The organism is Mycobacterium sp. ACS4054 (genome assembly GCF_001667275.1).
In the GTDB taxonomy this organism is placed as follows: Bacteria; Actinomycetota; Actinomycetes; order Mycobacteriales; family Mycobacteriaceae; genus Mycobacterium.
The window spans coordinates 78,604-102,615 of sequence record NZ_LZHV01000050.1 but is presented as its reverse complement, the minus strand read 5'-3'; the positions used below and the strand labels follow the sequence as shown (position 1 = coordinate 102,615).

Below are 24,012 nucleotides of genomic sequence, written 5' to 3'. Positions count from 1 at the left end.
AGGATCGGGTCGTGACTGAGACAGTTGGCGTGCCGTTCGACGTGGACGCGCTGCGGCGCAAGTACGCCGAAGAACGCGCGCGGCGACTGCGCCCGGATGGCATCGCGCAGTATGTGGAGATCGCGGGCGCGTTCGCCCACTTCGCCGACGACCCCTGGGCCGACGGGCAATTCGTCCGCGAGCCGCTGACCGACGACGTCGACGTGGCGATCATCGGCGCCGGCTTCGGCGGGCTGTTGACCGGGGTGCGGCTGCGCCAGCTCGGCGTCGAGAGCGTGCGCCTGATCGACAGGGCGGCCGACGTGGGTGGCACGTGGTACTGGAACCGCTACCCGGGCATCGCCTGCGACGTCGAGTCCTATGTGTACATGCCGCTGCTGGAGGAGCTCGGCTACGTCCCCAGCGAGAAGTACGCCAAGGGACCCGAGATCTTTGCGCATTGCCAGCGCATCGCCCGGCGCTACGACCTCTACCGCGACGCGTGCCTGCAGACCGATGTGCGCGAGATACGTTGGGAAGCGCAGCAATCGCGCTGGATCATCCGCACCGACCGCGGCGACGAGATGCGGGCGAGGTTCGTGTCGATGGCCAACGGTTACCAGGCCAAGCCCAAGCTGCCCGGCATCGAGGGCATCGGCGCGTTCCGCGGGCACGCCTTCCACACCAGCCGGTGGGACTACGCCTACACCGGGGCGAATCTGGAACATCTCGCCGACAAGCGCGTCGGCATCATCGGCACGGGCGCAACGGCGATCCAGTGCGTCCCCCACCTGGCCGGGGCGGCGCGGCGCCTCTACGTCTTCCAGCGCACGCCGTCGTCGGTGGACGTGCGGGCCAACCGCGCCACGGATCCGCAGTGGGCCAGCACATTACGGCCGGGCTGGCAGCGCCAACGCATCGAGAACTTCCAGATCCTCACCGCCGGCGGCCAGGCGGAGGAGGACCTCGTCGCCGACGCCTGGACGAGCATCACGCGCAAGCTTCCGGTGATGCGCCATGACGGGGACGGCGTCGTGGACCCGGCGCAACGCGGACGCGACATCGAAATCGCGGACTTCGCCAAGATGGAGGAGATCCGGGCGCGGGTCGACGAGATCGTCACCGACCGGGACACCGCGGAGGCGCTCAAACCCTGGTACGGGTACTTCTGCAAACGGCCCTGCTTCCACGACGAGTATCTGCACACGTTCAACCGCGACAACGTGACGCTGGTCGACACTCGCGGTCGCGGGGTGCAGCGCATCACCGAGTCCGGCGTCGTCGTCGACGGCGTGCCCTACGAGCTCGACTGCCTGATCTTCGCAACGGGTTTCGAGGTGGGCACCGACTACTGCCGCCGCACCGGGTTCGAGCTCATCGGCCGCGACGGGGTGTCGTTGACCGATCACTGGGCCAACGGGGTGCGCACCTTTCAGGGCCTGTGCACCACGAACTTCCCGAATTGCTTCATCGAGAGCATCGCCCAGGCGGGCCTGACGGTGAACTTCCCCTACCTGCTGGACGTGCAGGCCACCCATGCCGCGTGGATCATCGCCTGGGCACTCGAGCATGGCGTCACCGAAGTCGAGGCCGCACCCGCCGCCGAGGCCGCCTGGGTGGACACCGTCGTCACCCGCTCGGCCGCCAGCGCCGAGCGGTCCCAGACGTGCACCCCCGGCTACTACAACCGGGAAGGCAAGGCGGACAACAAGACTCGGCAGGGCAGCTTCTTCTTCGGCGCGCCGACCGAGTACGCCGACATGTTGCGCGCCTGGCGGGCACGCGGGGACCTGGACGGCTATCTGATTCGCGGGGCCGGGCCGTGACCAGCCGCCGGGCCCGCTGGCGCTATGGCGTCGGCCGCCTGCGGGCCGCGACCCGGCGCCGGCGGCCGCCCAGGGTGGCCATCATCGGCGCCGGCTTCGGTGGCCTCGGCGCCGCCGTCGCGCTACGCCGGGCCGGCATCGACGATCTGGTGATCATCGAGAGCGACGACGGCGTCGGCGGCACCTGGCGGCGCAACACCTATCCCGGCGCCGCGTGCGACATCCAGAGCCATCTCTACTCGTTCTCGTTCGCGCCCAACGCATCCTGGAGCCGCACCTACGCCCGCCAACCCGAGATCCTGGCCTACCTCGAATCGGTGGCCGACGACTTCGACCTGCGCCGGCATCTGATGCTCGGCACCCGGGTGCGCTCGCTCCGCTGGACCGGCGGGGCCTGGGAGTGTCGGCTGGACCGCGCGCGCGGGAGCGCCAGCCTGACCGCGGACGTCGTCGTCTGCGCCGTCGGATTGTTCGGCGCGCCCAGGCTTCCGGACATCGCGGGCCTGACCGAATTCACCGGTGCGCTGATGCACACCGCGCGGTGGGATCACCACGTCGACCTGGCGGGCAAGAAGGTGGCGGTCATCGGCACGGGCGCGAGCGGGGTTCAGGCGGTTCCAGAACTGGCCAAGATCGCCGATCGCGTGAGCGTCTTCCAGCGGACACCGCCGTGGATGGTGCCCAAGGACGATCGCCCCTACAGCGCAACCGAATTGGCGACGTTTCGGCGCAATCCCCTTGCCGTGCGCCGCGCCAGGTGGCAGATCTGGAAATTCCAGCACGACAACACGGCGACCTTCGCCGACGACCCCGTGGTCACCACGCGCACCCAGGTCGCCACGTCGTTCTTGGAGCGCACCGTCGCCGACGATCGGCTGCGCCGCGCGCTGACGCCGGACTACCCGTTCCGGTGCAAGCGGGTGTTGCTGGGCGACGAGTTCTACCGCGCGCTGCAGCGGGACAACGTCGAGCTGATCACCGACCCGATCGAGCGGATCGGCGAGTCATCGGTGCTCACCTCGGCGGGCCGCGCGGTGGACGCCGACGTGATCGTGCTGGCGACGGGGTTTGAGACGTCGCGCTACCTGTCGGGCATCGAGGTGATCGGGGCGGGCGGACGGCGGCTGCACGAGCGGTGGGGCGACGACCCGAGCGCGTACCTGGGCGTCGCGGTGAGCGGCTTCCCGAATTTCTTCATGCTCTATGGCCCCAACACCAACCAGGGGGGCAACTCGATCGTCTACATCCTCGAGGCCGGCGCGCGGCTAGTCGCCAGCGCGGTCAGCGGGGTGGCGCGCAAGGGCGGCCACGTCGACGTGCGCCCCGAAGCCGAAAAGCGCTACAACGACTGTCTTTCCGTGGACCTCGAACGCACCATCTGGACCAAGTGCGACAGCTACTTCCGGTCGCCCAGCGGGCGCATCGTCACCCAGTGGCCGTACACCGAGCTGGAGTATGCGCGGCGGACCTGGCGCCTGCGGCCGCGGGACTGGCTGCTAGGCAAGGCCGAAGTCGATGACTCCGCGGATCAGGCGGCCGGCGGCCAGGTCGGCGTAGGCGTCGTTGATGTCGTCGAGCCGATAGCGTCTGGTGATCATCTCGTCGAGGAGTAGCTGACCCGACTCGTACAGCGTTGCCAGCAGCGCGACGTCGCTCCTGGGGTTGCACGAGCCGAACACCGTGCCGCACAACGTCTTGTTCATCAGGATGAAGTCCTGCAGTGCGACGGCGATCGAGTGCGTGGCCGGCGCCGGCAGTCCGGTCAGCACGCACGTGCCGCCCTTGCGGGTGAGCGCCAGCGCCGCCCCGACGTCGGTGTCGCCGATCATGGCGGGGGAGACGACCACCGCATCCGCCAGCACGCCCCGGGTCAGGTCCCGCACCAGCTCGAGCGCGTCTGCGGCGGTCGCGGCCGTGTGGGTCGCCCCGAACCGGATCGCGGAGGTGCGCTTGAAGTCGCTCACGTCGACCGCGACGATGCGGGCCGCGCCGCTGATGCGCGCGCCCTGCACGGCCGCGGTGCCGATTCCCCCGGTGCCGATCACCACCACCGTGTCGCCGCCGCGCACCCCGGCTCGCCGCGCCGCCGAGCCGTACCCGGTGGGAACCGCGCAGGCCAGAAGCGCCGCGGGCACCAGCGGAAAACCCGGATCGATCTTCACCAGTGAATTCGCCGCCACCACAGTGTGTTCGGCGAAGGCGCCGATCTTGGACACGTGGCCGAGGTTTCGCCCGTCGCGCGTGTGATGGCGGAAGGTGCCGTCGGTCGGCATGCCCGGCGCGAGCGTCCCCGACCCGGTGTCGCACAGGTACTCCATCCCCGAGGCGCACCATCGGCAGCGGCCGCAGACCGCTACGAACGACGTCACGACGTGATCGCCCGGCGCGAACCCGTCGACGCCGGGCCCGACGTCGACGACCACCCCGGATCCCTCGTGGCCGCCGATCGTCGGAGACATGGCCGGTAATCCCATGGCGCGCAACGTCTCCGGTGGCGCGGCGAGGCGGCCCTGGCGGATGTGTTCGTCGGAATGGCAGAGACCGGTGGCGGCCAGCCGCACCAGGACCTCGCCGGCCTTCGGCGGATCCAGTTCGAACTCCTCGACCGACCACGGGCTGCCGTAGTCGTGGAGGATGGCCGCGCGGCTTCGCATCGCCTCGTGCCGCCTTTCTGCCGGGCGTTGACAGCGGCACAAATACTATCAATCGATTGATTCGGTGAACGCGGCGCGGCGGCAGTTATTTTCAGGCTGATTCTCACCGCTGCGCCCGGACGAGCCGATCGTTAACATGCTTAAAAAGTTTGGTGCCAGAGGAACGGCCATTGCCGCGGGAGGACGCTGGATGCTGGACGCGCGTCCGAGACTCCGGCGGTGGCGGGTCAACTGGCTCACCGTCCTCGGCGTCGTGGCCATCTTGGTCGCGGCCGGGGCGATCGCGGTGAAAAACATTTCTCCCCAGGGAGCCACCCGGATCCTCAACGTTTCCTACGACCCCACGCGCGAGCTCTATGCCGCCATCGACCGGGCATTCGTCGCGCAATATCGCGCGCAGACCGGAATCACCTTAAATATCAAGGAATCTCACGGCGGGTCGGGGCGGCAGCTGCGCAGCGTGCTGGACGGCAGCCAAAAGGCCAGCGTGGTCTCGCTGGCGCTGATCAGCGACATCGACACGCTGAGCAAGCGCGGGCTCGTCGCGGCCGACTGGCGGCAACGCCTGCCGAACCGTTCGGTGCCGTACACGTCGACCATCGTCTTCGTCGTCCGCAAGGGCAATCCCAAGGCCGTGCGCGACTGGCCCGACCTGATCAACAGTGACGTGTCCGTGGTGACCCCGAACCCGCGCAGCTCGGGTAACGGTCAGCTCAGCGTGCTGGCGGCCTGGGGCTCGGTGACCACCCGCGGCGGCAGCCAGGCCCAGGCGGCCGACTACGTGCGGACGCTGTTGCGGCACGTCGCGGTTTCGGACGCCGGCGCCCGCAGCGCCGGCGACAGCTTCACGCTGGCGAAGGTCGGTGACGTGCAGCTGACGTGGGAGAACGAGGCGCTGCGTGAGGTCGCGGCGAACCAGGACGAACTCGAGCTCGTCTACCCACCGGTCAGCATCCTCGCCGAGCCCGCGGTGGCGTGGGTGGACGCCAACCTCACGGACGCGAAGACGGCGGGCTACGCGAAGGCCTACCTCGACTACCTGTTCACCGACGCGGGTCAAGAACAGGCGGCCCAGTACGGCTACCGACCGTTCAAGGCGGAAATCCTTGCCCGGCACGCGGATCGGCTGCCTCCGCTGGCCCTGTTCCCCATCGGTGCCATAGCCAAGGACTGGGCCGACGCGCGCGAACAGTTCTTCGGCACCAACGGAATCCTCGACGCGATCTCCGCGCCGCCCGGCGCGGCGTCGGGAACATAGCGGAAGACGAGCACACACGGTGGCCATCGGTTTCAACTACGACCTGGTGAAGGGTCGGCATGATGTGATCGCCGGGCTCACCGTGGCCGCGATCTCGTTTCCTCAGGCGATGGCGTACGCGCTGATCGCCGGGGTGGATCCCCGGTTCGGCGTGTATTCGGCGATCGTCGTGACGATCGTCGCCTCGGTCTTCGGATCGTCGTCGCATCTGATCAACGGTCCGACGAGCGCGATCTCGCTGCTGGTGTTCACGGCGCTGGCGTTCATCGACTCCGAGAACGCGACCGAACTTTTCGAGGCACTGTTCCTGTTGGCCGTGCTGGTCGGCGCGTTCCAGATCGTGATCAGCTTGTTCAAGCTCGGCAACCTGACCCGCTACATCTCCGAGTCGGTGATCATCGGCTTCATGGCGGCGGCGGCGTTTCTGCTCGCCATCGGCCAGCTGGGCAACGCGCTCGGCGTGCGGGACAAGGGCAACGGCCACATGCAGGTCTTGCGCCGGGTGTGGCTGACGCTGGCGCACGGTGACCACATCAATTACCGTGCCCTGACGTTGAGCGCCGCGGCGGTGGTGCTGGCCGTGGTTCTGCGGAAGTTGGTGCAGCGCTACCGATGGCCGCAGATCGACATGCTCGCCGTGCTGATCGTCACCGGGCTGGTCGCCTATCTGGCGGGCTGGTCGGTTCCGGGCTCGAACGGGCACACCGCCGTCGCGGTGGCCGCCAAGATCCCGCGCAGCCTGCCCACCGCGCACGTTCCCGAGGTGCACACCGACTGGCTGCCGCACCTGTCGAGCGGCGCGCTGGCAATCGCCTTCGTCGGCATCATCGAGGCGCTGTCGATCGCCAAAGCCATTGCCTATCAGACCAACCAGCAGATCGACTACAACCGGCAGATCATGGCCGAAGGGCTGGCCAACCTCGCGGGCGGCTTCTTTCAGAGCCTGCCGGGCTCGGGCTCGCTGTCGAGGTCGGCGATCAACTTCCAGGCCGGCGCCCGCACGCGGTTCTCCGGAATCGTCTCGGCCGCAACGGTGGCCGCGGCGCTGCTGTTGTTCGCGCCGTTGCTACGGTACGTCCCGCAGGCGGCGCTGGCCGGTTTGCTGCTGGTGACCGCCGCCCGGCTGGTCGACTTCAGGCGCCTGGTCTACACGCTCAAGGCGTCGAAGTATGACGCCGGGCTGGTCATCGTGACCGCGTTCACCGGCGTGGCGATCGATCTGGACAAGTCGGTGTTGCTCGGTGTGGTCCTCTCGATCCTGCTGTTTGTGCCGCGCGCGGCGAAGCTGAAGGCCAGGGAGCTCGTCGTCACGACCGAACGCGTTGTGCGCGAACGCATCCCCGGGGACCCGGTGGATCCCTTTATCGTGATCTACGACTTGGAGGGCGAGTTGTTCTTCGGTGCCGCGCCGGAACTGGACCGCTACCTTTCCGAGATCAGCCGACGGGTCGCCGACGACGGCATCACGTTCGTGGTGTTGCGGCTCAAGCGGGTGCGACATCCCGACGTCGTCTGCATCGAGCGCATCGAGCATTTCCTGCGCGACGAGACCGCCCGCGGGGTGACGATCCTGTTGGCCGGCGTGCGCCCGGACACGCTCGGTGTTTTGCACAATGTCGGATTTCAGGGCTGGTTTCCCGCCGAGCAGGTCTTCCCCGAGGAGGACGAGGAATTCTCGGCGACACTCAAAGCGGTGCGCTACGCGCACAACAAGATCGACGTGCAGGCGCCCGTCACCACCCCGACCGAACTCGCCCCGCACCCGGAGCTGTACTACCTGGTCTGACCCGGCGGGCTCAGCCGGCGGCGGCCACCCGCGCCCGCTCGGTCATCGAGGCGATCACGCCGCCGTCGTTGAGGATGTCGGTGCCGGTGAGGTAGCCCGCCTTCTCGCTGGCACAGAACGCGAGCAGCTCGGCCATCTCCTCGGGCTTGCCCCACCGCGGGACCGCGGCGTTGCTCACCATCGCGCCGGCGCCGGCCTGCTCCTCGAGCCGGCCCATCTCGGTGTCGATCGAGCCCGGCGAGACGGAGACGATGCGCAGCCCGCGGCCGTTGAATCTCTCCGCCTGGGACTGGCTATACCACTTGACGAAGCTCTTGCTGACCGCGTAGGCGATGCCGGACTGCGCCTCCTCGGGCACGATGCCGCAGGTCGTCATCATCGCCTCGAGGAAGGCGTCGGCGTCTTGCAGCGCCAGCGGAAACTGGTCTGCCGGAACCATTTCCGCGGGCAGAATGTGGGCCGCCATCGACGCCACGTTGACGATCGCGGACCCCTCGCCGGCCGCGGCGTAGAACGCCTCGTTGACGTTGAGCGTGCCAATCGCGTTGGTCCGCATGACGTAGTCGGCGGGGCCCATGCTCGGGCTCACCCCCGCGGTATGGATGACCGACGCGAGCGTGCCGAGGCCCTTCGCGGTGTCGAGCAGCTCAGTCACCGCGCCCCGGTCGGTGACGTCGCAATTGACCGCGGTGGCGTTCGCCCTGAGCTCTTCCAGGGTTGCCGCAGCGGCCTTCAACCGGTCCTTCCGGACGTCGCAGAGGACGACGGCGTGGTCGCGCGCGACGAGTTTGGCCGTGGCCAGACCCATGCCACCCGCGCCGCCGGTGATCACCGAAACTCGATTCATACCTGGACCGTATACGTAGCGCGATTCGGGCCGGAAGCGGGTTACTCCATAGCGTTCGCCCATGCGATATGCCGTTGGAAGCCAAGCGAATTCGCCTTGGCGCGATAGCGGTCGCGATAATCCCGATACGCGGGTTCGTCGCCGCGTGCCTGGGCCTCGAGCGCCCGCATCTGCAGCAGCCAGAGATCGTTCAGCACGAACCCCGGTTCGGTAGGCACTGCAGCCAGCCGGTCGATGGCCTGGCGCGCTTCAGGGACGTCCGACGGACCGCCCCTGCGGAGTAGCGCCTGCACCAGCGCAGCGGTGGTGGGACCGAGAATGAGCATTTCGGTGGTGGCGTACCCCTCCTGGAGAGTCGGGCGCAGCACTTCGATTGCGCCGTCGAGATCGCCCGTGCCCAACTTCTGGTTGCCGACGAACAGGTTTACGAACGCCGCCGCGCCCAGCGTGAAGCGCTCCTGGAGAGCGGCCTCACGCGCGGCGGCGAGCAAGCCAAACGCGTCCGCGGATCGAGATGCGTCGTACGTCGCGAGCACGACGCCGTGGACGTATTGCGCGCAGGCCAGCGTGAGATCGTCGCCGGATCGCTCCGCGATCTCGAGCATTTCGGCCGTCTCCTGGACGGCCGCGGCGTCCGGTGACCAGACACCGATCGGGATCAGGTTGTATTTGAACAGCAGCATGATCGCGCGCAACGCCGGTTCGAACGCGCGGGCCATGCCCACGGCAGTATCGATGTCGGTCTTCCAGTCCGGGTCCCCGGTGAAGCACCGCGCACACCCCCGGAGCATGATCGCGCATGTCAACGGGGACCCGATTATCAGGTTGCCCTTCGTGGCGTCACCGTCGGCCAGCTCGATAGTCCGTTGCGCGAGCCGTAGGGCTTCGGTCATCTCGCCGCGCTCTAACTTGGTCGGCAGCGCGGCGTACAGGAGACCGACGATCAATGCCGGATCGCCGATCGAGTCGAGCAGGCTCTCCAGCTCGGAGGCCAGCTCCGTGGCTTCGTCAAATCGGGAGTGAACGATCAGCGCCGGCAACCATCCGCCCATCGCCATCGCGAGAGACGCCTTGTCGCCGGCCGCGGTCGCGAGGTCGTGGAGTTCGTCGAAGCCGGTGTCAGCCAGGCTGCCACCGGCCAGCCACGCGCTCGCGCACAGCAGAGTTCGCGGAGCGATCCGCATGGCGGACCTGTCCGCATCATCATCGGCCAGTCGGTCGGCGACGTCGCGCGCTTGGCGCCAACTGGCGCGCGCTGCTGCGAGATTGCGGTGAGTCAGCCACGTCCCCGCCCGCATGTACCAGTCGAATGCGGCGTGCAGATCGCCCGCCGCTTTGAGGTGTTCCGCGATCAGCGCGGCGTTTTCGTCGTTTGATGCCGGCTCTTGCTGCTCGATCAGGGCGGCAAGCCGCCGGTGCAGCTCGTCGCGATCCGATTTCAATTGCGATTCGTAGGCCACGTACCGGATCAGTGGATGCCGAAACGCGTATTCGACCGTGGGTGTGAAGGCGACCTGGTCGATCAGCTCACCCTTGACCAGTTCGTCCAAGACCGGTTCGACACCCACCGCGCTGACCAGGTCCGGGCTGAACCGCGTGCCGATGACAGCGGCCGCGCAGAGGGTGTGTTTCGCTGGGAAGCTGAGGCGGTCGATGCGCGCGGCGATGACGGCGTGCAATGTCGGCGGGGCGGTGATGTCGGCGATTCCACCATGCAGCCGGTAGGAACCGCGCTTGCCGCGAATTGAGCCCCGCTCGGCGAGGTCACGCACGATCTCCTCGGCGAAAAAGGGGTTGCCGCCGGCCCGCTCGGAGATGACTTCCGCGAGCCCATGAACCGAGGCGTCGGTGCCGAGCAATTCGCCGATCAATGCCACGGTCTGGCTGTTGTTCAGCGGACGCAATGCGATGGTCTGGGTGCCCGGAATCGCGGTCAGCGCACCCTGGTACTCGGGCCGATAGGTGATCAGCATCATCGAGCGCGTTTGCCGGATCACCGTCAGAAAGTCGGCGAGCATCGACTCGCTGACCTCGTCGATCCAGTGGGCATCCTCGATCACATACAGGGCCGAGCCACGGCGATTCACCCAGGCGGCAGTCACGAGCGCGGTGAGGCGCCGTCGTCGGGCATCACCCTCGATGGTCGGCGCCTCGACGGCGGGATCCGCAATGCCGAGCAGGTCGTCGACCAGCCACAGATCCTCCCCATCGGCGTTCGGAAATCGGGCCACCAGCTGTCCCCGCGCGGCCACATCGTCCAGCCCCTCGACCCCGAGGGCGGCGCGCAACAACCCCGTGACCGCGTGGAACGGAATATCGCTGGTATGGGACTCGCAGTAAACGGTGATGACGTCCATGCCGCGACTTTTCGCCAATGCCGCCGATTCCCGAACAATACGGCTCTTGCCGATGCCCGGCGGTCCAACGACACCGATGAGGCATCCGGCGCCGCCTATCGCCTCGTCGAGGATGCCGGCGATGCTGTTGAGTTCCCATGTGCGCCCAACCAATTGCGGATCTTTCCGCCGGCTGTGATGGCTCGTGGCAGCTATCAGGCGGCGAGCGGGGACCGGATCCCTGCCGCCCTTGACGTACACCATTTCTGGATCCGCAAGGGTTGCGGCGTCGTCGACCAGCCGGGCGGTCGATTCGCTGAGCATCACCCCGCCCGGGGGCGCGACCGACTCCATCCGCTGGGCCATTCCCACCTGCTCGCCGATGGCCGTGTACCCCAGGGCGCCGGATCCGATCTCGCCGGCGATCACCTGACCCGAATTCAGCCCCACTCGCAGTCGCAGCTCGACCTGGTCTCGGCGCGCGACTTCACCGGCCACCAACCCGGCCTCAGCCTGGATCCCCAGGGCCGCCAGACAGGCGCGAAAAGCGTGGTCCTCCAAGGCGATCGGGGCACCGAACACAGCCATGATCCCGTCGCCGGTGAACTTGTCCACCCTGCCGCCGAATCTCTGCACCACCGTCGCTGCGCGCTCGACGAGTTCGCCCATGATCTCGCGGAGCCGTTCCGCGCCGACCGCGGCGGCGATATCCATCGAATGCACGACGTCCGCGAACAGCACGGTCACCTGCTTGTACTCGGCAGCCGCCGAAGTGGCCGCGATTTGCGATCCGCACGCGTCGCAGAACTTGGCGGTGGCACGCAGTTCCTCGCCGCATGACGGGCACGCCAGGCTCGACGTCGTCATGGAGCACCACCCATCCAGGTCGTACCACCCCGGCTGTTAACAATAGGTGGCTTGGCGGTGCGAAACGCGGGTATCGGCGCTTTGCTGGAAGGGCCGCGCTACGCCGCGACTAGGAGTCCGGCACCGGATGGTGCGGGTGACCGCTGTGCCGGACAGCCGTCCCGACGAACGGCGCCTTGACGGTGGCGGGCACGTGATGGCGGTAGCGGATCAGCGCGGCGACCGCCACGACGGTGTAGACCGCACAGAGCAACAGCCGGCCGTGCGTCGAGGCGATCGGGAACTGCACGACGAACAGGCCCAGCAGCGTGCACGCCGCGGCGCGCTGGAAGCGCAGCGCCAACAGCAGCGCGACGCCCATCATGGTTTGGGTGGCGGTCAGCAGCACTTCCTCCACCTGACGCGTGTCGAGCTGCAGCGAGTACCCGCCGCCGCCCAGCAGGTGGGCGATCGGTAGCGACCCGATCAGCAGCGTCCACTGGTTGACCTTGGACGAGATCAGGGTGGCGATGGCCGCGGTGCCCTTGCCCCTGGCGGCGAAAATGGTGGCGACGATGAACTCCGGGGCCTCGGACGCGAGCGGTGCGAGCCACTGGACCAGCAGGAACCGGTCGACGCCCAGCTCGGTGCCCGCGGCGACCAAGTTGTCGGCGAACGGCTTGGCGCACAGCAGAATCACCGCGCCGGACGCCAGGAAGAGGCCGACGACGACGATGCGACGCCCGCGGTCGGGCAGCTCGCCGAGGGCGGCGGCCGTCCCGATCAGATCGGGCTCCTCCACGTCGCCGTGGCCGACCTTGTACAGGTAGAACCCGAACCAGGCCAGCAGCGCCAGCCCGAGGCCGAAATGGATCTGGCCGCTCGCCGGAATCGCGAAGGCGATGACCCCGGCGATCAGCAGGAAGCCGAGTTCGACGCGATTGGTCGGTTGCAGCGCCAAACCTTTGGTGTCCTTGGCGCCGGCCTTGCGGGCCACCACGATGCTGACCAACACCACCACCGGCCAACCCAGCCCCATCAGCAACCGGTTCGAGCCGGTCATGTTGGCCGCGGCGTACTGCGTGTACTCGGCGTTGTGGCCGGAGACGTACGCGTAGTACAGGTCGACGGCGTATTCGGGCAGCACCGCGATCAACGCCAGGATCGCGGTCGCCAGCCCACCGGAGACGTCGATCTGCGCGGTCTCCGCCGCCCAGGCCAGCAGGAAGCTCGCCGATACGACGGCGGCCCCGTAGATCAGCAGGGCGACGACCGGGTCCGGGTGCAGTCCGACGATGCGGATGATCACCGCGGGGGCGACGAACGCCCCGGTGATCAGGCCCGACCGGGTCAGGGTGCGATGCCGCGACCGTGCTGCCGTCGCGGTGGCGACCGCGGCCCTGTCGCTGGCGAGCATCGTCATCCTTCGATCGGGAGGGGTGGCGAATCGGAGCGGCTACTCCGGCTGGATTAGCCGTGCCTAACGCCTTCTCAAACTACCCGCCGAGCGCGTGGCCAGCAACGTCGTCGATCAGGCGAGCGGGGACGCAACCGGACGTATCTTTGCTGGCCAGAAGCGCAGCGTCGGAAAGTTAGGCTGTCCTGATTTCGAAGTTTGGCAAACCTTCCGGATCGAAAACCGCCGCTACCCAGTACGACGCGCCGCGAGCGGGGCAGCTGCGCCCTACTTGTCCGGGCCCATCGCCGCCGCCGCGGCCTGTGCGAACAGTTCGACCGCTTGGTTGCGGGTGAGCGACGTCAGCATTTGTTCGGCGGCGCGCATCATGTCGCCGACCATCAGGGTCGGCCCGTCGCCCAGGTTCTCGAACGCCTCCGCGATCACGTCCGGCACGGCGGCCGAGCCCGGCGGCATCTCGTCGAGCGAAGCGATCTGGCCGCGGCTGTGCTCGAGTTGCCGCAGGGCGGGCGTATCGGTCTTGCCCAGGATCAGGCCGAGGACGTCGACGCCCTTGTCGTGCAACTCGGACCACAGCGCCTCGGCGAAGACCATGTCGAACGCCTTCGTCGCGCCGTAGGCGACCATGTTGGCCCCGCCGGCCAGGCCGGCTCCGGAGCCGAACAACACGATCCCGCCCCGGCCGCGTTCCACCATTCGGGCGGCGAAGTGGTGGCACAGCTGCATCGGCACCATGCAGTTGCGCTGCACCATCGCCTCGGCAACTTCGATCGGATTGGCCAGGAACGGTTCGAAGTTCGGGTCGGCGCCCGCGCAGTACACCAGGAAGCCGATCTCCAAGTCGGCGGTCGCCGCCGCGATCTCCGCCGCCGCGCCGGGTGCGGCCAGATCGATGGCGAGGGTGCGGGTGGCCGCCGAGGTGCCTTTCTCGATCGCGGCCGCGACTTCGTCCAGTACGGCTTGCCGACGGGCGAGGAGCACCACGTTGACGCCACGCTCGGCGAGCCCGCGGGCGAAGGCCGCGCCCACCCCGTCCGAGGCGCCGGCCACCAGCGCCCACGGCCCGTACTTGGACGCGAACTCCACCTAGGGGCTCCCAACGGTACTCACGCGCACGACGGTGAAGCGCCGCCGCGCGATGCGCCAACCGTCGGTGGTGCGGACGATGTCGTCGTCGTAATAGCCGATCCCGTTGGCGCCGGATTGGTTGTCGGCGAACATGATCAGGGCATCGACGTAGGTGCGCGCCGTCGCCGTGTCGCCGGCTACCGTGATGGCCTGGTTGGTCAAGCGGTGCAGCGTGTGGCCCGCCAGGGCATGCGTCTTCTCCATGAAGTCCGTGACGGCGTCGACGCCGCTCCACGCGCCGATCTCGCCGTAGTCCAGCTCGCAGTCCGCGGTGAACACGGTGCGAAACAACGCCCAGTCGCGGCGGTCTATCCCGGTCGCGTAGCGGACCAGCAGCTCGCAGATGTCCTGGCGGTCATCGCGTTCGGTCATGCCAGCGCGCAATGTGCTACTTTCTCGAATAATCGATATAGAATCTCGAATGTTCGCCTAACTCTAAATCGTGCGGCGAAGGAGTCAAGCCATTCGCGGATCGACGTCCGCCCCCACCGCCCGGGTACTCGACGTTGTCGAGTTGCTGGCCCGGTCCGGAAACGCGCGGTTGCGGTTCTCCGACATCGTGCGGGAGCTCGATCTCACGCAGGCGACGGCGCACGCGATCCTGAAGACGCTGTGCGACCGGGGGTGGGCCAGCCGCGATCCGGTAGCCAAGACGTTCACCCTCGGCCCCGCGCTGGCCGTCGTTGCGGCGCGAACCGACACCGCCCGGCCGTTGGCGCACGCGGCCCGCGCCGCGGCGCTGCGCCTGTCCCGCGAGGTCGGCTACGCCTGTTCGGTGGTCGAGCGATTCGGGGATTCGCTGGTGCTCACCGCGGTTGAGGGCGAGCCCGCGACCCAGCCCTCCGGGATCCCGGGAGACCGCATCCCGTACGCCCCGCCGTTCGGCGTCGCGCTCGCCGCCTGGGACGACGAGGAGGAACAACGCGCGTGGATCCGCCGCGGTGCGGGCACCAACCCCGACCGCGCGCGGCGACTCGAGCAGGTGTTGCAACACACGCGGGAGCGGGGCTTCGACGTCGACTGGACCACGCCCGCGCTGGCCCAGGCCGCGCAGCTGGTCGGCACGCTGGACAGCGACGAGATGCCGACGCCGGTGCGCCACATCATGGATCAGTTGCTCGTCGAATTCACCACCATCGGCTTCCTGTCCGACGACAACCCGGGCCGCCGCAAGCAACCCGTGGTGACCATCGCGGCACCGGTCTTCGATGAACGACACGTTGCCCTGATGGTGGCCGTGCATCCGCTGTGTCCGTTGTCCGCGCGGCAGATTCGGGTGATCGGGAAACACCTGACCGACGAAACGACGGCCATCAGCGGGGTCGCCCCGCGACCGGGTGCGGTCGATCGCGCCGTCTAGGCTCGGCGTCACGGCTGCCGGGGAGGCGAAAAGTCATGGCGCACGACTATCTTGTGGATCGGCTGGCCGGGTTCGTCGTCGCGGCTCAGGATGCGGATCTGACCGGACGGCCGCGCGCGCTGATGAAGCGCAATGTGCTCGACAGCATCGCCTGCGCGGTCGGCTCCCTGAACGGGGAGCTGATCGGGACGATCCGCGAACACACCGACCAGTTCAGCGGCGCACCCACCGCCACCCTGGTGGGCGGGGGCCGGGCATCGGTGGACCAGGCCGCCTTCTTCAACGCGGTGCTGGTGCGCTATCCCGATCTGCTCGACACCTATCTGACCGTCGGCGGGCTGTGCCACCCCGCCGACAACTTCGGCGCCGTGTTGGCCGTCGCCGAGCACGTCGGTGCCAGCGGAGCCGATTTCCTGCTGGCCTTGGCGGTCGCCTACGAGGTGCAGTGCCGGTTCAGCGCCCGGGTGCCCGTCATGGCGCGCGGCCTCAATCACGCGTTGCAGCTGGCGATGTCGGTCGCGGCGGGTTCGGCGAAGTTGCTGGGACTGAACGCCGAGCAGACCGCCAATGCCATCGCGGCGGCCGCGGCCGACAACGTGTCGCTGGCGACGGTGCACGCCGAGCCGGTCTCGAACTGGAAGGGCATCTCGCCGGCCATCACCGGCATGCGCGCCGTCTACGCGACCATGTTGGCCGCCCGCGGCGTCACCGGGCCGAAGTCGTTGTTCGAAGGCCCGCACGGCCTGGTGCAGCTCTTCGATCAACCCATCGATCTCGCCACCGACGACCCGGTGCTCGACTGCGTCGAACAGACCTACCTGAAGCAGTACTGCGCGCTCATCCACGGCCAGGTCGTCATCGACACGATCTTGGCCCTGCGCGACGAGAACGGCCTGTCCGGGGGCGACGTCGACCGGGTGACCCTCGAGGTTTTCCAGGGCGCCTACGACTTCGCCGGCGGCGGAGCCTACGGCGCCAAGGACGATCCGCGCACCAAGGAGCAGGCCGACTACAACCTCAAGTACCTCGGCGCGGTCGCCCTGCTCGACGGCGGGGTCGGTCCCGAACAGCTGGAAACCGAGCGGGTTCTGCGGCCCGACGTGCAGGAGCTGGTGACGCGAGTCGACGTCAGACCCGCCGCCGACCTGACGGCCGACTACCCGAACCGCACGGCCGCCCGGGTGCATCTGCGGACGCGGGACGGACGCGAATTCGACCGTGAGCAAGCCGATTTCGAGGGGTCCCCGACCCGGCCCATGACGTGGGACCGCGTCGCCGACAAGTTCGGCTGGCTGGCCGAACCCTTCTGCGGGGAGGGGCTGCGGGCCGACATCATCGCCGCGGTCCACCACATCGACGAGATCCCCGTCGCCGACCTCACCGGACTGCTGGGTGCGGCGAGCCCCAGCGCCCAACGCCCGCGCGCCAAGCCCCGGTTCTGACGCCGGCCGTGCGCGCCCCCTTGCGTGGCCCGGTTGCGGCGGTCGATGATCGGCCATGCGCAAACGTCAGGGCATCAATCGGTGGGAGCTGGTCACCTGCGCAATCGCGGGGCACGCCACCTATGCGCCCGAGGAACAGGACCTCGCCGCCCGCTTGAGCGGCACCACCGGACTCGGCGAGGTGTGGCGCTGCCTGCGCTGCGGCGAATTCACCGTGGGCGAGCCGCACGGGCGAGGGGCCGCCGAGGATGCGCCGATGATCATGCGCGGCAAGGCTTTACGCCAGGCCATCATCATCCGGACCCTGGCCGTGGAACGTCTGTTCCGGGCGGTGGTGATCGCGCTCGCCGCGTATGCGGTGTGGAAGTTCCGCGGCGCGCGGGGGGCCATCCAGGCGACCCTGGACCGAGACCTGCCGATCTTCCGCGCGGCCGGGTTCAAGGTCGACCAGATGACGATCGTGCATGAGCTGGAGAAGGCGCTGGCGGCCAAGCCGTCGACACTGGCCCTGCTCACCTTGATGCTGGCCGGGTACGCGCTGATCGAGGTCATCGAAGCCGTCGGCCTGTGGTTGCTCAAGCGCTGGGGTGAGTACTTCGCGGTGATCGCCACCTCTGTCTTCCTGCCTCTGGAAATCCACGACCTCGCCAAGGGCATCACGATGACCCGGGTGGTCACCTTCGCCATCAACGTGGCAGCCGTGGTATACCTGCTGTTCTCGAAACGCCTGTTCGGCCTGCGCGGCGGCCGCGCGGCCTACGACGAGGAGCGACGGGGGGAGCAGCTCCTCGACGTCGAGAAGGCCGCGGCGAGCGCCTGACGAGGACGGAACGATGGGCACCTATGCGGTCACCGGATCGGCTTCCGGGATGGGTCACGAGACCGCGCGGCGGCTGAGGGCCGACGGGCACACCGTGATCGGTGTCGACATCAAAGACGCGGACATCGTCGCCGACCTGTCGACGCCGCACGGACGCCAAGGGGCCGCCGACGGCGTCCTGGCGGCCGCGGGCGGCAAACTCGACGGCGCCGTGCTGGCCGCCGGCCTGGGGCCCAGCCCCGGTCGGGACCGGGTACGCCAGATCGCCCAGGTCAACTACTTCGGCGTCGTCGAGCCGCTGCTCGCCTGGCGGCCGGCGCTGGTCGCGGCCGAACGCGCGAAAGTGGTTGTCGTGGCAAGCAACTCGTCGACGACCGTGCCCCTCGTCCCGCGCCGAGCGGTCAAGGCGTTGCTCGCCCACGACGCCGAGAAGGCCCTGCGGTCGGTGCGGCCGTACGGACCGGGCGCGCCGACGATGATCTACGCGGCGTCGAAGATCGCCGTCAGCCGGTGGGTGCGGCGAAACGCGGTGCTGCCGGAGTGGGCCGGCTCGGGCGTCCGCCTGAACGCCCTGGCGCCCGGAGCGATCATGACGCCGTTGCTGCAGGAACAACTCGCGAATCCGAGGCAGGCCAAGGCCGTTCGGTCCTTCCCGGTACCGGTCGGGGGCTTCGGCGAGGCGCGGCACATGGCCGACTGGATGTGTTTCATGCTCTCCGATTCCGCCGAATTCCTCTGCGGGAGCGTCGTGTTCGTCGATGGCGGGACCGACGCGTATTTCCGTGCCGACGATTGGCCGAAAGCCCTACCCGTGCGCGGGTTACCGGGCTACCTGCGCCGCTTCAGGCGTTCGTGACGCCCGTCGGGTGTGGGCCTCGCCACAGTGCGGCTTTTCGTGGCGTTAACCCCGGCGCGGCGGATGCGTAAAGCGACCCCGGTGGAATTCAATGGATCGGCGCACAGGCCGAACAGACGAAGGACCGAAACCATGGCGACACTGCCGTCCTGGATCAGCCAGAGCCAGACCAATCTCGATATGATTGCGCCGATCAAGGCGCGCGCCTGTCACGCGTTGCGGGTGGTGCTGCGCAGCGAACCAAGCCGCCCCGGCGTGACCCTCATGCGCCGGGGCGCCGAGCGCTGCTGACGCCGCCTACCGCGGCGAAGCGGCTGAGCCCGTCGCGCGCTCGCGTTCCCGACGACGCGCCCGCGAGGCGCGCAGATTGGCGGCGTTGCCGCACGTCTTGACGTCGTGCCACACCCCGCTGTTGTTCTTTGAGCGGTCGTAGAACGTCGACGCGCAGCGGTGGTTGTGGCACTGCTTGAGCCGCCGCCAGGTATCGGCGTGCTGGCTGAGCAGAATCTCGGCCCACAGCGCCGAGGCGAGCCAACGCCAGCCGGTGCCGGCGGGGTCCAGCCGCACCTCGCCGGCGTCGGATATCCGCAGGGATGCGGGCACCGGGCCGCCGTCGCGTGCGCTCGCGGGCTCGCCCGCGACCAGTGCGCCGATCCTGGACCGCAACGCGCGCAGCCTGGCCAGGTCCGTCTCGCCCAGCGCCGGCGGTGGCAGCTCCACGCCGCGCGCGGCCGACCAGCCGCGCACCGCGCCCGCCACCCAGTCGCGGGCGAGCGTGGGGTCGGAGAGCAGGTCCGGCCCGTATCCCGCGATGTCCCTCGTGTTGAGGAAGTCGTGCACCAGGGCCAGGCCGCCCGGCGCGGGGGCTATGCCGTAGCGCTGTGACGCAGACCATGAAATAGACATAACTAAAACATACTTGAGTATGTCATCACCGGCAACTATGGTGACAGAGTCAAAGTATCTATACATACGTCAAGGAGTGCGGATCATGGTAAACATCAACGGGTCGACGGTCGTGGTCACCGGCGGGCAGCGCGGGCTCGGCAAGGCCATCGTGGACGAGTTCTTGCGGCGCGGCGCGGCCAAGGTGTACGCGACGGCGCGGGCGCCGAAGCGCAGTGATGACCCCCGCGTGGTCAGCCTGGAGTTGGACGTGACGAGGCCGGAGTCCGTTGCGGCCCTGGCTGTTTCGGCGCCGGACGCCGAGATCGTGATCAACAACGCGGGCGTGCTCAGCGGGCGCAAGTTGCTCGACAGCGACATCGAGGACGTGCGCGCGGTGTTCGAGACGAACTACTTCGGTGCGCTTCGGGTCGCCAAGGCGTTCGCGCCGATCCTGGCCCGCAACGGCGGCGGCGCCCTGGTCGACATCGCCTCGATCCTGTCCTGGATGCCCGGCTCCGGTGCCTACGGTGACTCCAAGGCGGCCCTGTGGTCGACGACGAATTCGCTGCGCATCGAACTCGAGAAGCAGGGCACCCTGGTCGTCGCCGCGCACCTCAGCTTCACCGACACCGACATGGCCGCCGGCTTCGACGCGCCCAAGAACGACCCGCGTGAGGTGGCCCGCGCCATCGTGGACGGCATCGAACGCGACGAGGCCGAGGTGTTGGCCGACGACGACACCCGCTACGTCAAGGCCGCGCTGTCCGGACCGGTCGAGGCACTGCCCCGGATGCCCTGACCCCCCGGACGCATGAAGGTCTGCCCGAAGGCAGATCCCCGTCTTAAGACGGTGGGTCAATCAGGCCCTTGCGGATGGCCTCGCCCAAAAATGGGCTTGCTGCACTTCGGGCAGACCACCGGGTTATCCGGCACCCACCACGTTCGCACCGACTCGGCGGCGCTTCGACGGCCGAAGGTCCTCAACCCTTCGGCCGAAGGTCACAATCCATCGGGGCGCCGCGACCGGTCGACGTGTTTGGATAGCGATATGTCCGACATGGAAGCCGAACGCGTCGTGAGCGCCACCCGCGTGATCGCGGCCAACGCCGCCCGGATCTTCGAGCTGATCGCCGATCCCGCTCGCCAGCCCAGCTGGGACGGCAACGACAACCTGGCCTCGTCGGCCCCCGGACAACGCGTCCGTGGGGTCGGCGACGTGTTCAAGACGACGCTGACCAACGGCGCCGTGCGGGAGAACCACGTGGTGGAATTCGTCGAGGGCAGCAAAATCGCTTGGCGCCCCGCGGAACCCAGGAAGGAACCGCCCGGTCACCTCTGGCGTTGGGAGCTCAGCCCGGTGAACGCCGAACTCACCACGGTGACCCACACCTACGACTGGACGGCGCTGAACGATGCCACCCGCATGGAGCGCGCTCGCGCGACGACGCCGGACATGTTGCGCGAATCCATCGACCGGCTCGCGGTCGTCGCGCAAACCCCCGATGCGGGAGGGCAAGCCTGACATGGCCCTCCCCCCACCGGGCGACGACCGCGCGGCCATCATCACCGGCGCTTCGTCGGGCATCGGCGAACAGTTCGCTCAAATCCTCGCCCGGCGCGGCCACCACGTCGTGCTGGTCGCCCGCAGCGCGGATCGACTCGAGGCGCTCGCCGGGCGGCTGGGCGAGCGGGCGCACCCGCTACCGGCCGACCTGTCCGACCGAACGGAACGAGCCGCCCTGCCCGACCGTATCGCGGCCCTCGGGCTGGTCCCCGACATCCTGGTCAACAACGCCGGATTCTCCACCCTCGGGGTCGTCGCGAAATCCGTTCCGGCACAAGAGGTCAAGCTGGTCGAGGTCGACGTGGCGGCCGTCGTGGACCTGTGCAGCCGGTTCCTGCCGGGCATGGTGGACCGGCGTCGAGGCGCCGTGCTGAATGTGGCGTCGGTGGCCGGCTTCGGGCCGCTGCCCGGCCAAGCGGCGTACGGCGCCGCCAAGGCGTTCGTGCTGTCCTACACGCACAGCCTGCGCGGTGAACTGCGCGGCACCGGAGTCGGCGCGACGGCGCTGTGCCCGGGGCCAGTGGACACCGGGTTCGGGGAGGCGGCCGGCTTCTCCAAGGAGGAAGCCGAGGCCGCCCTGCCGCGGGTGATGTGGGTGCCCGCCGACAAGGTGGCACAGGCGGGGATCGACGGGCTGGCGGCCGGCAAGGCCGTCGTCGTTCCGGGTCGGGTGAACCGCGTGGCGGCGGCCCTGTTCCGGGTCACACCGCCCGAACTCCTGCTGCCGCTGCTGACGCGCGGTCACCCCGCGATGAAAAACCAATGAGCCCAGCCTGATTCAGCCCTTCTTGCCGCGCACCCATTGAACCGTGCCGTAGTTCTTCACCCGTACGCTGACGAATCCGTGGTTTTCCAAGATGTCACCGATCTCGTCGTCGTCGAAGACGTGCGCGCCGACGTTCGGCAGCTTCTGGAACAGCCGCGCGGCCGGGCCGACGGTGGGCACCATCACGGCCAGCCTGCCGGGCCGCAGCACTCGGGCCATCTCGCCGAGCGCTATCGCGGGGTGCGGGATCAGTTGCAACACGGCCGTGGAGATGACCGCGTCGACCGTATCGTCGCGCAGCGGAAGTCGTTGTGCGTCAGCCTTGATGAAGCCGACCTGTGGCCCCGCTTCGTTGCGGACGGCGCGCGCGAGCATGGGGTCGGAGATGTCGATGCCCAGGGCCAGCCCGTCGGGGCCGGCCGCGCGTGCCAGCGACGCGGTCACGTTGCCGGGCCCGGATCCGACGTCCAGCGCGATGCCGCCCGGCGGGATGTTCAGCCACTCGAGCGGGGTCTGCCAGGCGCTGATCAGCCGCCGCGACAGGGCCTGGGCGTTGTCGTAGAGCATCGACCCGATCGGTGACGCCCACGCCGCCTGGATCGGCCCGGTGTTCCTCGCGACGCCGTCGGCACCGGCGGATTCGGCGCCCAACAGATCGAGGTAACCCTTGCTCACGTCGGGATCCGCCGGTGGTTCGGCGAGCAGTTCCAGCGCACGCCGCAGGGCGGGCGGCAGCGAGATGTGCACGTCGGTCATGCGTACTCCTTCGGCGAAAAGCCAAGCTGTGGGCAGGAATCGAGGCCCACCGGCAGCCTACGCCGAGCCGCGCCTGGTCACCGCCCTGACGATCGCGTGCTCGCGCACCAGGGAGTACAGCCGCCAGTGGCCGGGCACGCCCTTGAGCGCGCTCTCGCCGCGGTCGTCGAAGCGGTGTCGCGATCCGGTGACGATGTCGCGCAGCGTGGAGGACACCAGCACTTCGCTGGGGCCGGCGAGCGCGGCGACCCGCGCGCCGATGTGCACGGCCATGCCGGCGACGTCGTTGCCGCGCACCTCGACTTCGCCGGCGTGGATGCCCACCCGCACCTCGATCCCCAGCACGCGGACCGCGTCGACGATGGCGTCGGCGCAGGCGATCGCGGCGCTCGGGCTGCTGAACGTGGCGACGAATCCGTCTCCGGCCGTGTTGACTTCGCGCCCGGCGAACCGCTGCAACTCGTGGCGCACCAGGGTGTCGTGGTTGTCCAGCAGGTCGCGCCAGCGGTGGTCGCCGAGCGTCGCGGCCCGCTCGGTGGAGCCGACGATGTCGGTGAACACGATCGTGGTGAGCAGGCGCTCGGCGTCGGAACCGCCGCGCACGCCGGTGATGAACTCCTCGATCTCGTCGAGCATGGGCGCGGTGTCGCCGACCCAGTACAGGGTGTCCCCGCCGGGGCACTCGACGAGGCGCGCGCCGGGGATGTGCTCGGCGAGGTAGTGCGCGTGCTCGACCGGGCTGAAGTCGGGGTTGTCGCGATGCAGGATGAGGGTCGGCACGGCGATGCGGGGCAGCCGGTCGCGGACGTCGCCCTCCCTGACCTTGTTGATGAACGCGCGGGCCATGCTGGGCGACGCGGCCCGGTTGCCGGCCATGTCCCACCACGCGCGGAACGCGTCGTCGCCCGCCACGGACGGGGCGATGATGCCCAGCATGTCGAAGCCCTGCTCGACGGCGTCCGGTTCCATCCCGACGGTCGTGAATTGATCCGCGTCCGTGAGCTCCGCGCCGATCGGGTAATCGGGGCCACGCAGCGTGCGGGCCGCGCCGTTGGCGATGACCAGGCTGGTCACCCGCTCGGGATGGTCGGCCGCCAGCACGATCCCGGCCAGCGAGGTGAAGCCCGGGGCGAATATCGTCGCCCGCTCGCATCCCACCGCGTTCATCACCGCGATCGCGTCCTGCGCCCACGATTCCGGGCCGAGCATGTCGGACGGGACCCGCGACGACAGGCCGATGCCGCGCTGGTCGAACCGGATCACCCGGCAGAACGAGGCGAGCCGGCGATGAAAGCGGTACATCGACGGCTCGAGGTCGACGCAGTCGATCGGGATCAGCGGGCCCGGCAGCACGAGCAGGTCGATCGGACCATCGCCGAAGACCTGGTAGGCGATGTCGATCTCGCCGCAAGTGGCGTACCGGGTCCGCGGAGCCGCGGAACTCCCAGCCACGGCTTCAAGGCTAGTGCAGGCCACCGACAGG

At 68.8% G+C, this 24,012-nt stretch carries 20 protein-coding genes and 1 pseudogene; 12 read left to right on the top strand and 9 right to left on the bottom strand.

The window, feature by feature from the left end:
- Positions 1 to 11 precede the first annotated feature (11 nt).
- Complete coding sequence (locus A5730_RS13335; protein WP_067900827.1) at positions 12 to 1,805, top strand: NAD(P)/FAD-dependent oxidoreductase; 1,794 nt, start codon at positions 12 to 14, stop codon at positions 1,803 to 1,805.
- On the top strand, positions 1,802 to 3,418 hold the full coding sequence (locus tag A5730_RS13330; protein WP_067900824.1) for an NAD(P)/FAD-dependent oxidoreductase: 1,617 nt from the start codon (positions 1,802 to 1,804) through the stop codon (positions 3,416 to 3,418). Before A5730_RS13335 ends, A5730_RS13330 begins: the two co-directional genes overlap by 4 nt.
- Here A5730_RS13330 and A5730_RS24315 read toward each other — a convergent pair.
- A complete protein-coding gene (locus A5730_RS24315) occupies positions 3,302 to 4,459 on the bottom strand; it encodes a Zn-dependent alcohol dehydrogenase (protein WP_082946824.1) in 1,158 nt (385 codons plus the stop codon). The two genes, A5730_RS13330 and A5730_RS24315, sit on opposite strands and share 117 nt — an antisense overlap.
- 235 nt (positions 4,460 to 4,694) lie before the next feature.
- Between A5730_RS24315 and A5730_RS13325 the strand changes: the two are divergent.
- Positions 4,695 to 5,767 (top strand): annotated as a pseudogene (locus tag A5730_RS13325) (sulfate ABC transporter substrate-binding protein); the annotation flags it as partial.
- Positions 5,737 to 7,503, top strand: coding sequence for a SulP family inorganic anion transporter (locus A5730_RS13320; protein ID WP_067900818.1), 1,767 nt, complete (start codon positions 5,737 to 5,739; stop codon positions 7,501 to 7,503). The pseudogene A5730_RS13325 and the gene A5730_RS13320, both read left to right, overlap by 31 nt.
- Positions 7,504 to 7,513: 10 nt before the next feature.
- On the opposite strand, the gene A5730_RS13315 is transcribed toward A5730_RS13320, so the two are convergent.
- From A5730_RS13315 to A5730_RS13295, 5 genes are all read right to left on the bottom strand, one after another.
- Positions 7,514 to 8,350: an SDR family oxidoreductase gene (locus A5730_RS13315; protein ID WP_082946823.1), complete on the bottom strand. Its 837-nt coding sequence runs from the start codon at positions 8,348 to 8,350 to the stop codon at positions 7,514 to 7,516.
- Between the two features lie 41 nt (positions 8,351 to 8,391).
- A complete protein-coding gene (locus tag A5730_RS13310) occupies positions 8,392 to 11,553 on the bottom strand; it encodes an adenylate/guanylate cyclase domain-containing protein (protein ID WP_067900816.1) in 3,162 nt (1,053 codons plus the stop codon).
- 109 nt (positions 11,554 to 11,662) lie between these two features.
- Positions 11,663 to 12,955, bottom strand: coding sequence for a sodium:proton exchanger (locus tag A5730_RS13305; protein WP_067900813.1), 1,293 nt, complete (start codon positions 12,953 to 12,955; stop codon positions 11,663 to 11,665).
- Between the two features lie 261 nt (positions 12,956 to 13,216).
- Entirely contained in the window at positions 13,217 to 14,035 is an 819-nt protein-coding gene (locus A5730_RS13300) for an SDR family NAD(P)-dependent oxidoreductase (RefSeq protein WP_067900811.1), read from the bottom strand.
- A complete protein-coding gene (locus A5730_RS13295) occupies positions 14,036 to 14,449 on the bottom strand; it encodes a nuclear transport factor 2 family protein (protein WP_067900808.1) in 414 nt (137 codons plus the stop codon).
- 70 nt (positions 14,450 to 14,519) lie between these two features.
- Between A5730_RS13295 and A5730_RS13290 the strand changes: the two genes are divergently transcribed.
- The 5 genes from A5730_RS13290 to A5730_RS24955 all read left to right on the top strand — a co-directional run bounded on the left by A5730_RS13290 (position 14,520) and on the right by A5730_RS24955 (position 18,846).
- Positions 14,520 to 15,437: a helix-turn-helix domain-containing protein gene (locus A5730_RS13290; RefSeq protein ID WP_231994681.1), complete on the top strand. Its 918-nt coding sequence runs from the start codon at positions 14,520 to 14,522 to the stop codon at positions 15,435 to 15,437.
- A 53-nt stretch (positions 15,438 to 15,490) separates the two neighbouring features.
- The gene (locus A5730_RS13285; RefSeq protein ID WP_082946834.1) at positions 15,491 to 16,879 is read left to right on the top strand and encodes an MmgE/PrpD family protein; all 1,389 of its coding nucleotides are present in this window, start codon (positions 15,491 to 15,493) and stop codon (positions 16,877 to 16,879) included.
- Positions 16,880 to 16,934: 55 nt separating this feature from the next.
- Positions 16,935 to 17,699, top strand: coding sequence for a DUF2127 domain-containing protein (locus tag A5730_RS13280; RefSeq protein ID WP_067900802.1), 765 nt, complete (start codon positions 16,935 to 16,937; stop codon positions 17,697 to 17,699).
- Positions 17,700 to 17,712: 13 nt separating this feature from the next.
- Positions 17,713 to 18,555, top strand: coding sequence for an SDR family oxidoreductase (locus A5730_RS13275; RefSeq protein WP_067900800.1), 843 nt, complete (start codon positions 17,713 to 17,715; stop codon positions 18,553 to 18,555).
- A 132-nt stretch (positions 18,556 to 18,687) separates the two neighbouring features.
- Positions 18,688 to 18,846 carry a hypothetical protein gene (locus A5730_RS24955; RefSeq protein ID WP_197506251.1) on the top strand — a complete coding sequence of 53 codons (159 nt, stop codon included), beginning with the start codon at positions 18,688 to 18,690 and terminating at the stop codon, positions 18,844 to 18,846.
- A 6-nt stretch (positions 18,847 to 18,852) separates the two neighbouring features.
- Here the strand turns inward: A5730_RS24955 and A5730_RS13270 are convergent, their stop codons facing one another.
- The gene (locus tag A5730_RS13270; protein WP_231994680.1) at positions 18,853 to 19,461 is read right to left on the bottom strand and encodes a CGNR zinc finger domain-containing protein; all 609 of its coding nucleotides are present in this window, start codon (positions 19,459 to 19,461) and stop codon (positions 18,853 to 18,855) included.
- An 85-nt stretch (positions 19,462 to 19,546) separates the two neighbouring features.
- On the opposite strand from A5730_RS13270, the gene A5730_RS13265 reads away from it, so the two are divergent.
- The 3 genes from A5730_RS13265 (at position 19,547) to A5730_RS13255 (ending at position 21,773) form a co-directional block, all read left to right on the top strand.
- The gene (locus A5730_RS13265; RefSeq protein ID WP_067901118.1) at positions 19,547 to 20,242 is read left to right on the top strand and encodes an SDR family oxidoreductase; all 696 of its coding nucleotides are present in this window, start codon (positions 19,547 to 19,549) and stop codon (positions 20,240 to 20,242) included.
- 249 nt (positions 20,243 to 20,491) lie between these two features.
- A complete protein-coding gene (locus tag A5730_RS13260) occupies positions 20,492 to 20,965 on the top strand; it encodes an SRPBCC family protein (protein ID WP_067900797.1) in 474 nt (157 codons plus the stop codon).
- A 1-nt stretch (position 20,966) separates the two neighbouring features.
- Complete coding sequence (locus A5730_RS13255) at positions 20,967 to 21,773, top strand: SDR family oxidoreductase (protein WP_067901115.1); 807 nt, start codon at positions 20,967 to 20,969, stop codon at positions 21,771 to 21,773.
- Positions 21,774 to 21,785: 12 nt separating this feature from the next.
- On the opposite strand, the gene A5730_RS13250 is transcribed toward A5730_RS13255, so the two are convergent.
- Together A5730_RS13250 and A5730_RS13245 are read right to left on the bottom strand one after the other, a co-directional pair.
- Positions 21,786 to 22,529, bottom strand: a complete 744-nt coding sequence (locus A5730_RS13250) for a methyltransferase domain-containing protein (RefSeq protein ID WP_067900795.1) — start codon at positions 22,527 to 22,529, stop codon at positions 21,786 to 21,788.
- A 57-nt stretch (positions 22,530 to 22,586) separates the two neighbouring features.
- On the bottom strand, positions 22,587 to 23,981 hold the full coding sequence (locus tag A5730_RS13245; protein WP_067900792.1) for an adenylate/guanylate cyclase domain-containing protein: 1,395 nt from the start codon (positions 23,979 to 23,981) through the stop codon (positions 22,587 to 22,589).
- Between the last annotated feature and the right edge of the window lie 31 nt (positions 23,982 to 24,012).

Coding starts and splice junctions, on each gene's coding strand:
- A5730_RS24315 (WP_082946824.1), bottom strand. CDS start 4,459: ATGCGAAGCCGCGCGGCCATCCTCCACGACTACGGCAGCCCGTGGTCG.
- A5730_RS13315 (WP_082946823.1), bottom strand. CDS start 8,350: ATGAATCGAGTTTCGGTGATCACCGGCGGCGCGGGTGGCATGGGTCTG.
- A5730_RS13310 (WP_067900816.1), bottom strand. CDS start 11,553: ATGACGACGTCGAGCCTGGCGTGCCCGTCATGCGGCGAGGAACTGCGT.
- A5730_RS13305 (WP_067900813.1), bottom strand. CDS start 12,955: ATGACGATGCTCGCCAGCGACAGGGCCGCGGTCGCCACCGCGACGGCA.
- A5730_RS13295 (WP_067900808.1), bottom strand. CDS start 14,449: ATGACCGAACGCGATGACCGCCAGGACATCTGCGAGCTGCTGGTCCGC.
- A5730_RS13280 (WP_067900802.1), top strand. CDS start 16,935: ATGCGCAAACGTCAGGGCATCAATCGGTGGGAGCTGGTCACCTGCGCA.
- A5730_RS13275 (WP_067900800.1), top strand. CDS start 17,713: ATGGGCACCTATGCGGTCACCGGATCGGCTTCCGGGATGGGTCACGAG.
- A5730_RS24955 (WP_197506251.1), top strand. CDS start 18,688: ATGGCGACACTGCCGTCCTGGATCAGCCAGAGCCAGACCAATCTCGAT.
- A5730_RS13270 (WP_231994680.1), bottom strand. CDS start 19,461: ATGTCTATTTCATGGTCTGCGTCACAGCGCTACGGCATAGCCCCCGCG.
- A5730_RS13265 (WP_067901118.1), top strand. CDS start 19,547: ATGGTAAACATCAACGGGTCGACGGTCGTGGTCACCGGCGGGCAGCGC.
- A5730_RS13260 (WP_067900797.1), top strand. CDS start 20,492: ATGTCCGACATGGAAGCCGAACGCGTCGTGAGCGCCACCCGCGTGATC.
- A5730_RS13255 (WP_067901115.1), top strand. CDS start 20,967: ATGGCCCTCCCCCCACCGGGCGACGACCGCGCGGCCATCATCACCGGC.
- A5730_RS13250 (WP_067900795.1), bottom strand. CDS start 22,529: ATGACCGACGTGCACATCTCGCTGCCGCCCGCCCTGCGGCGTGCGCTG.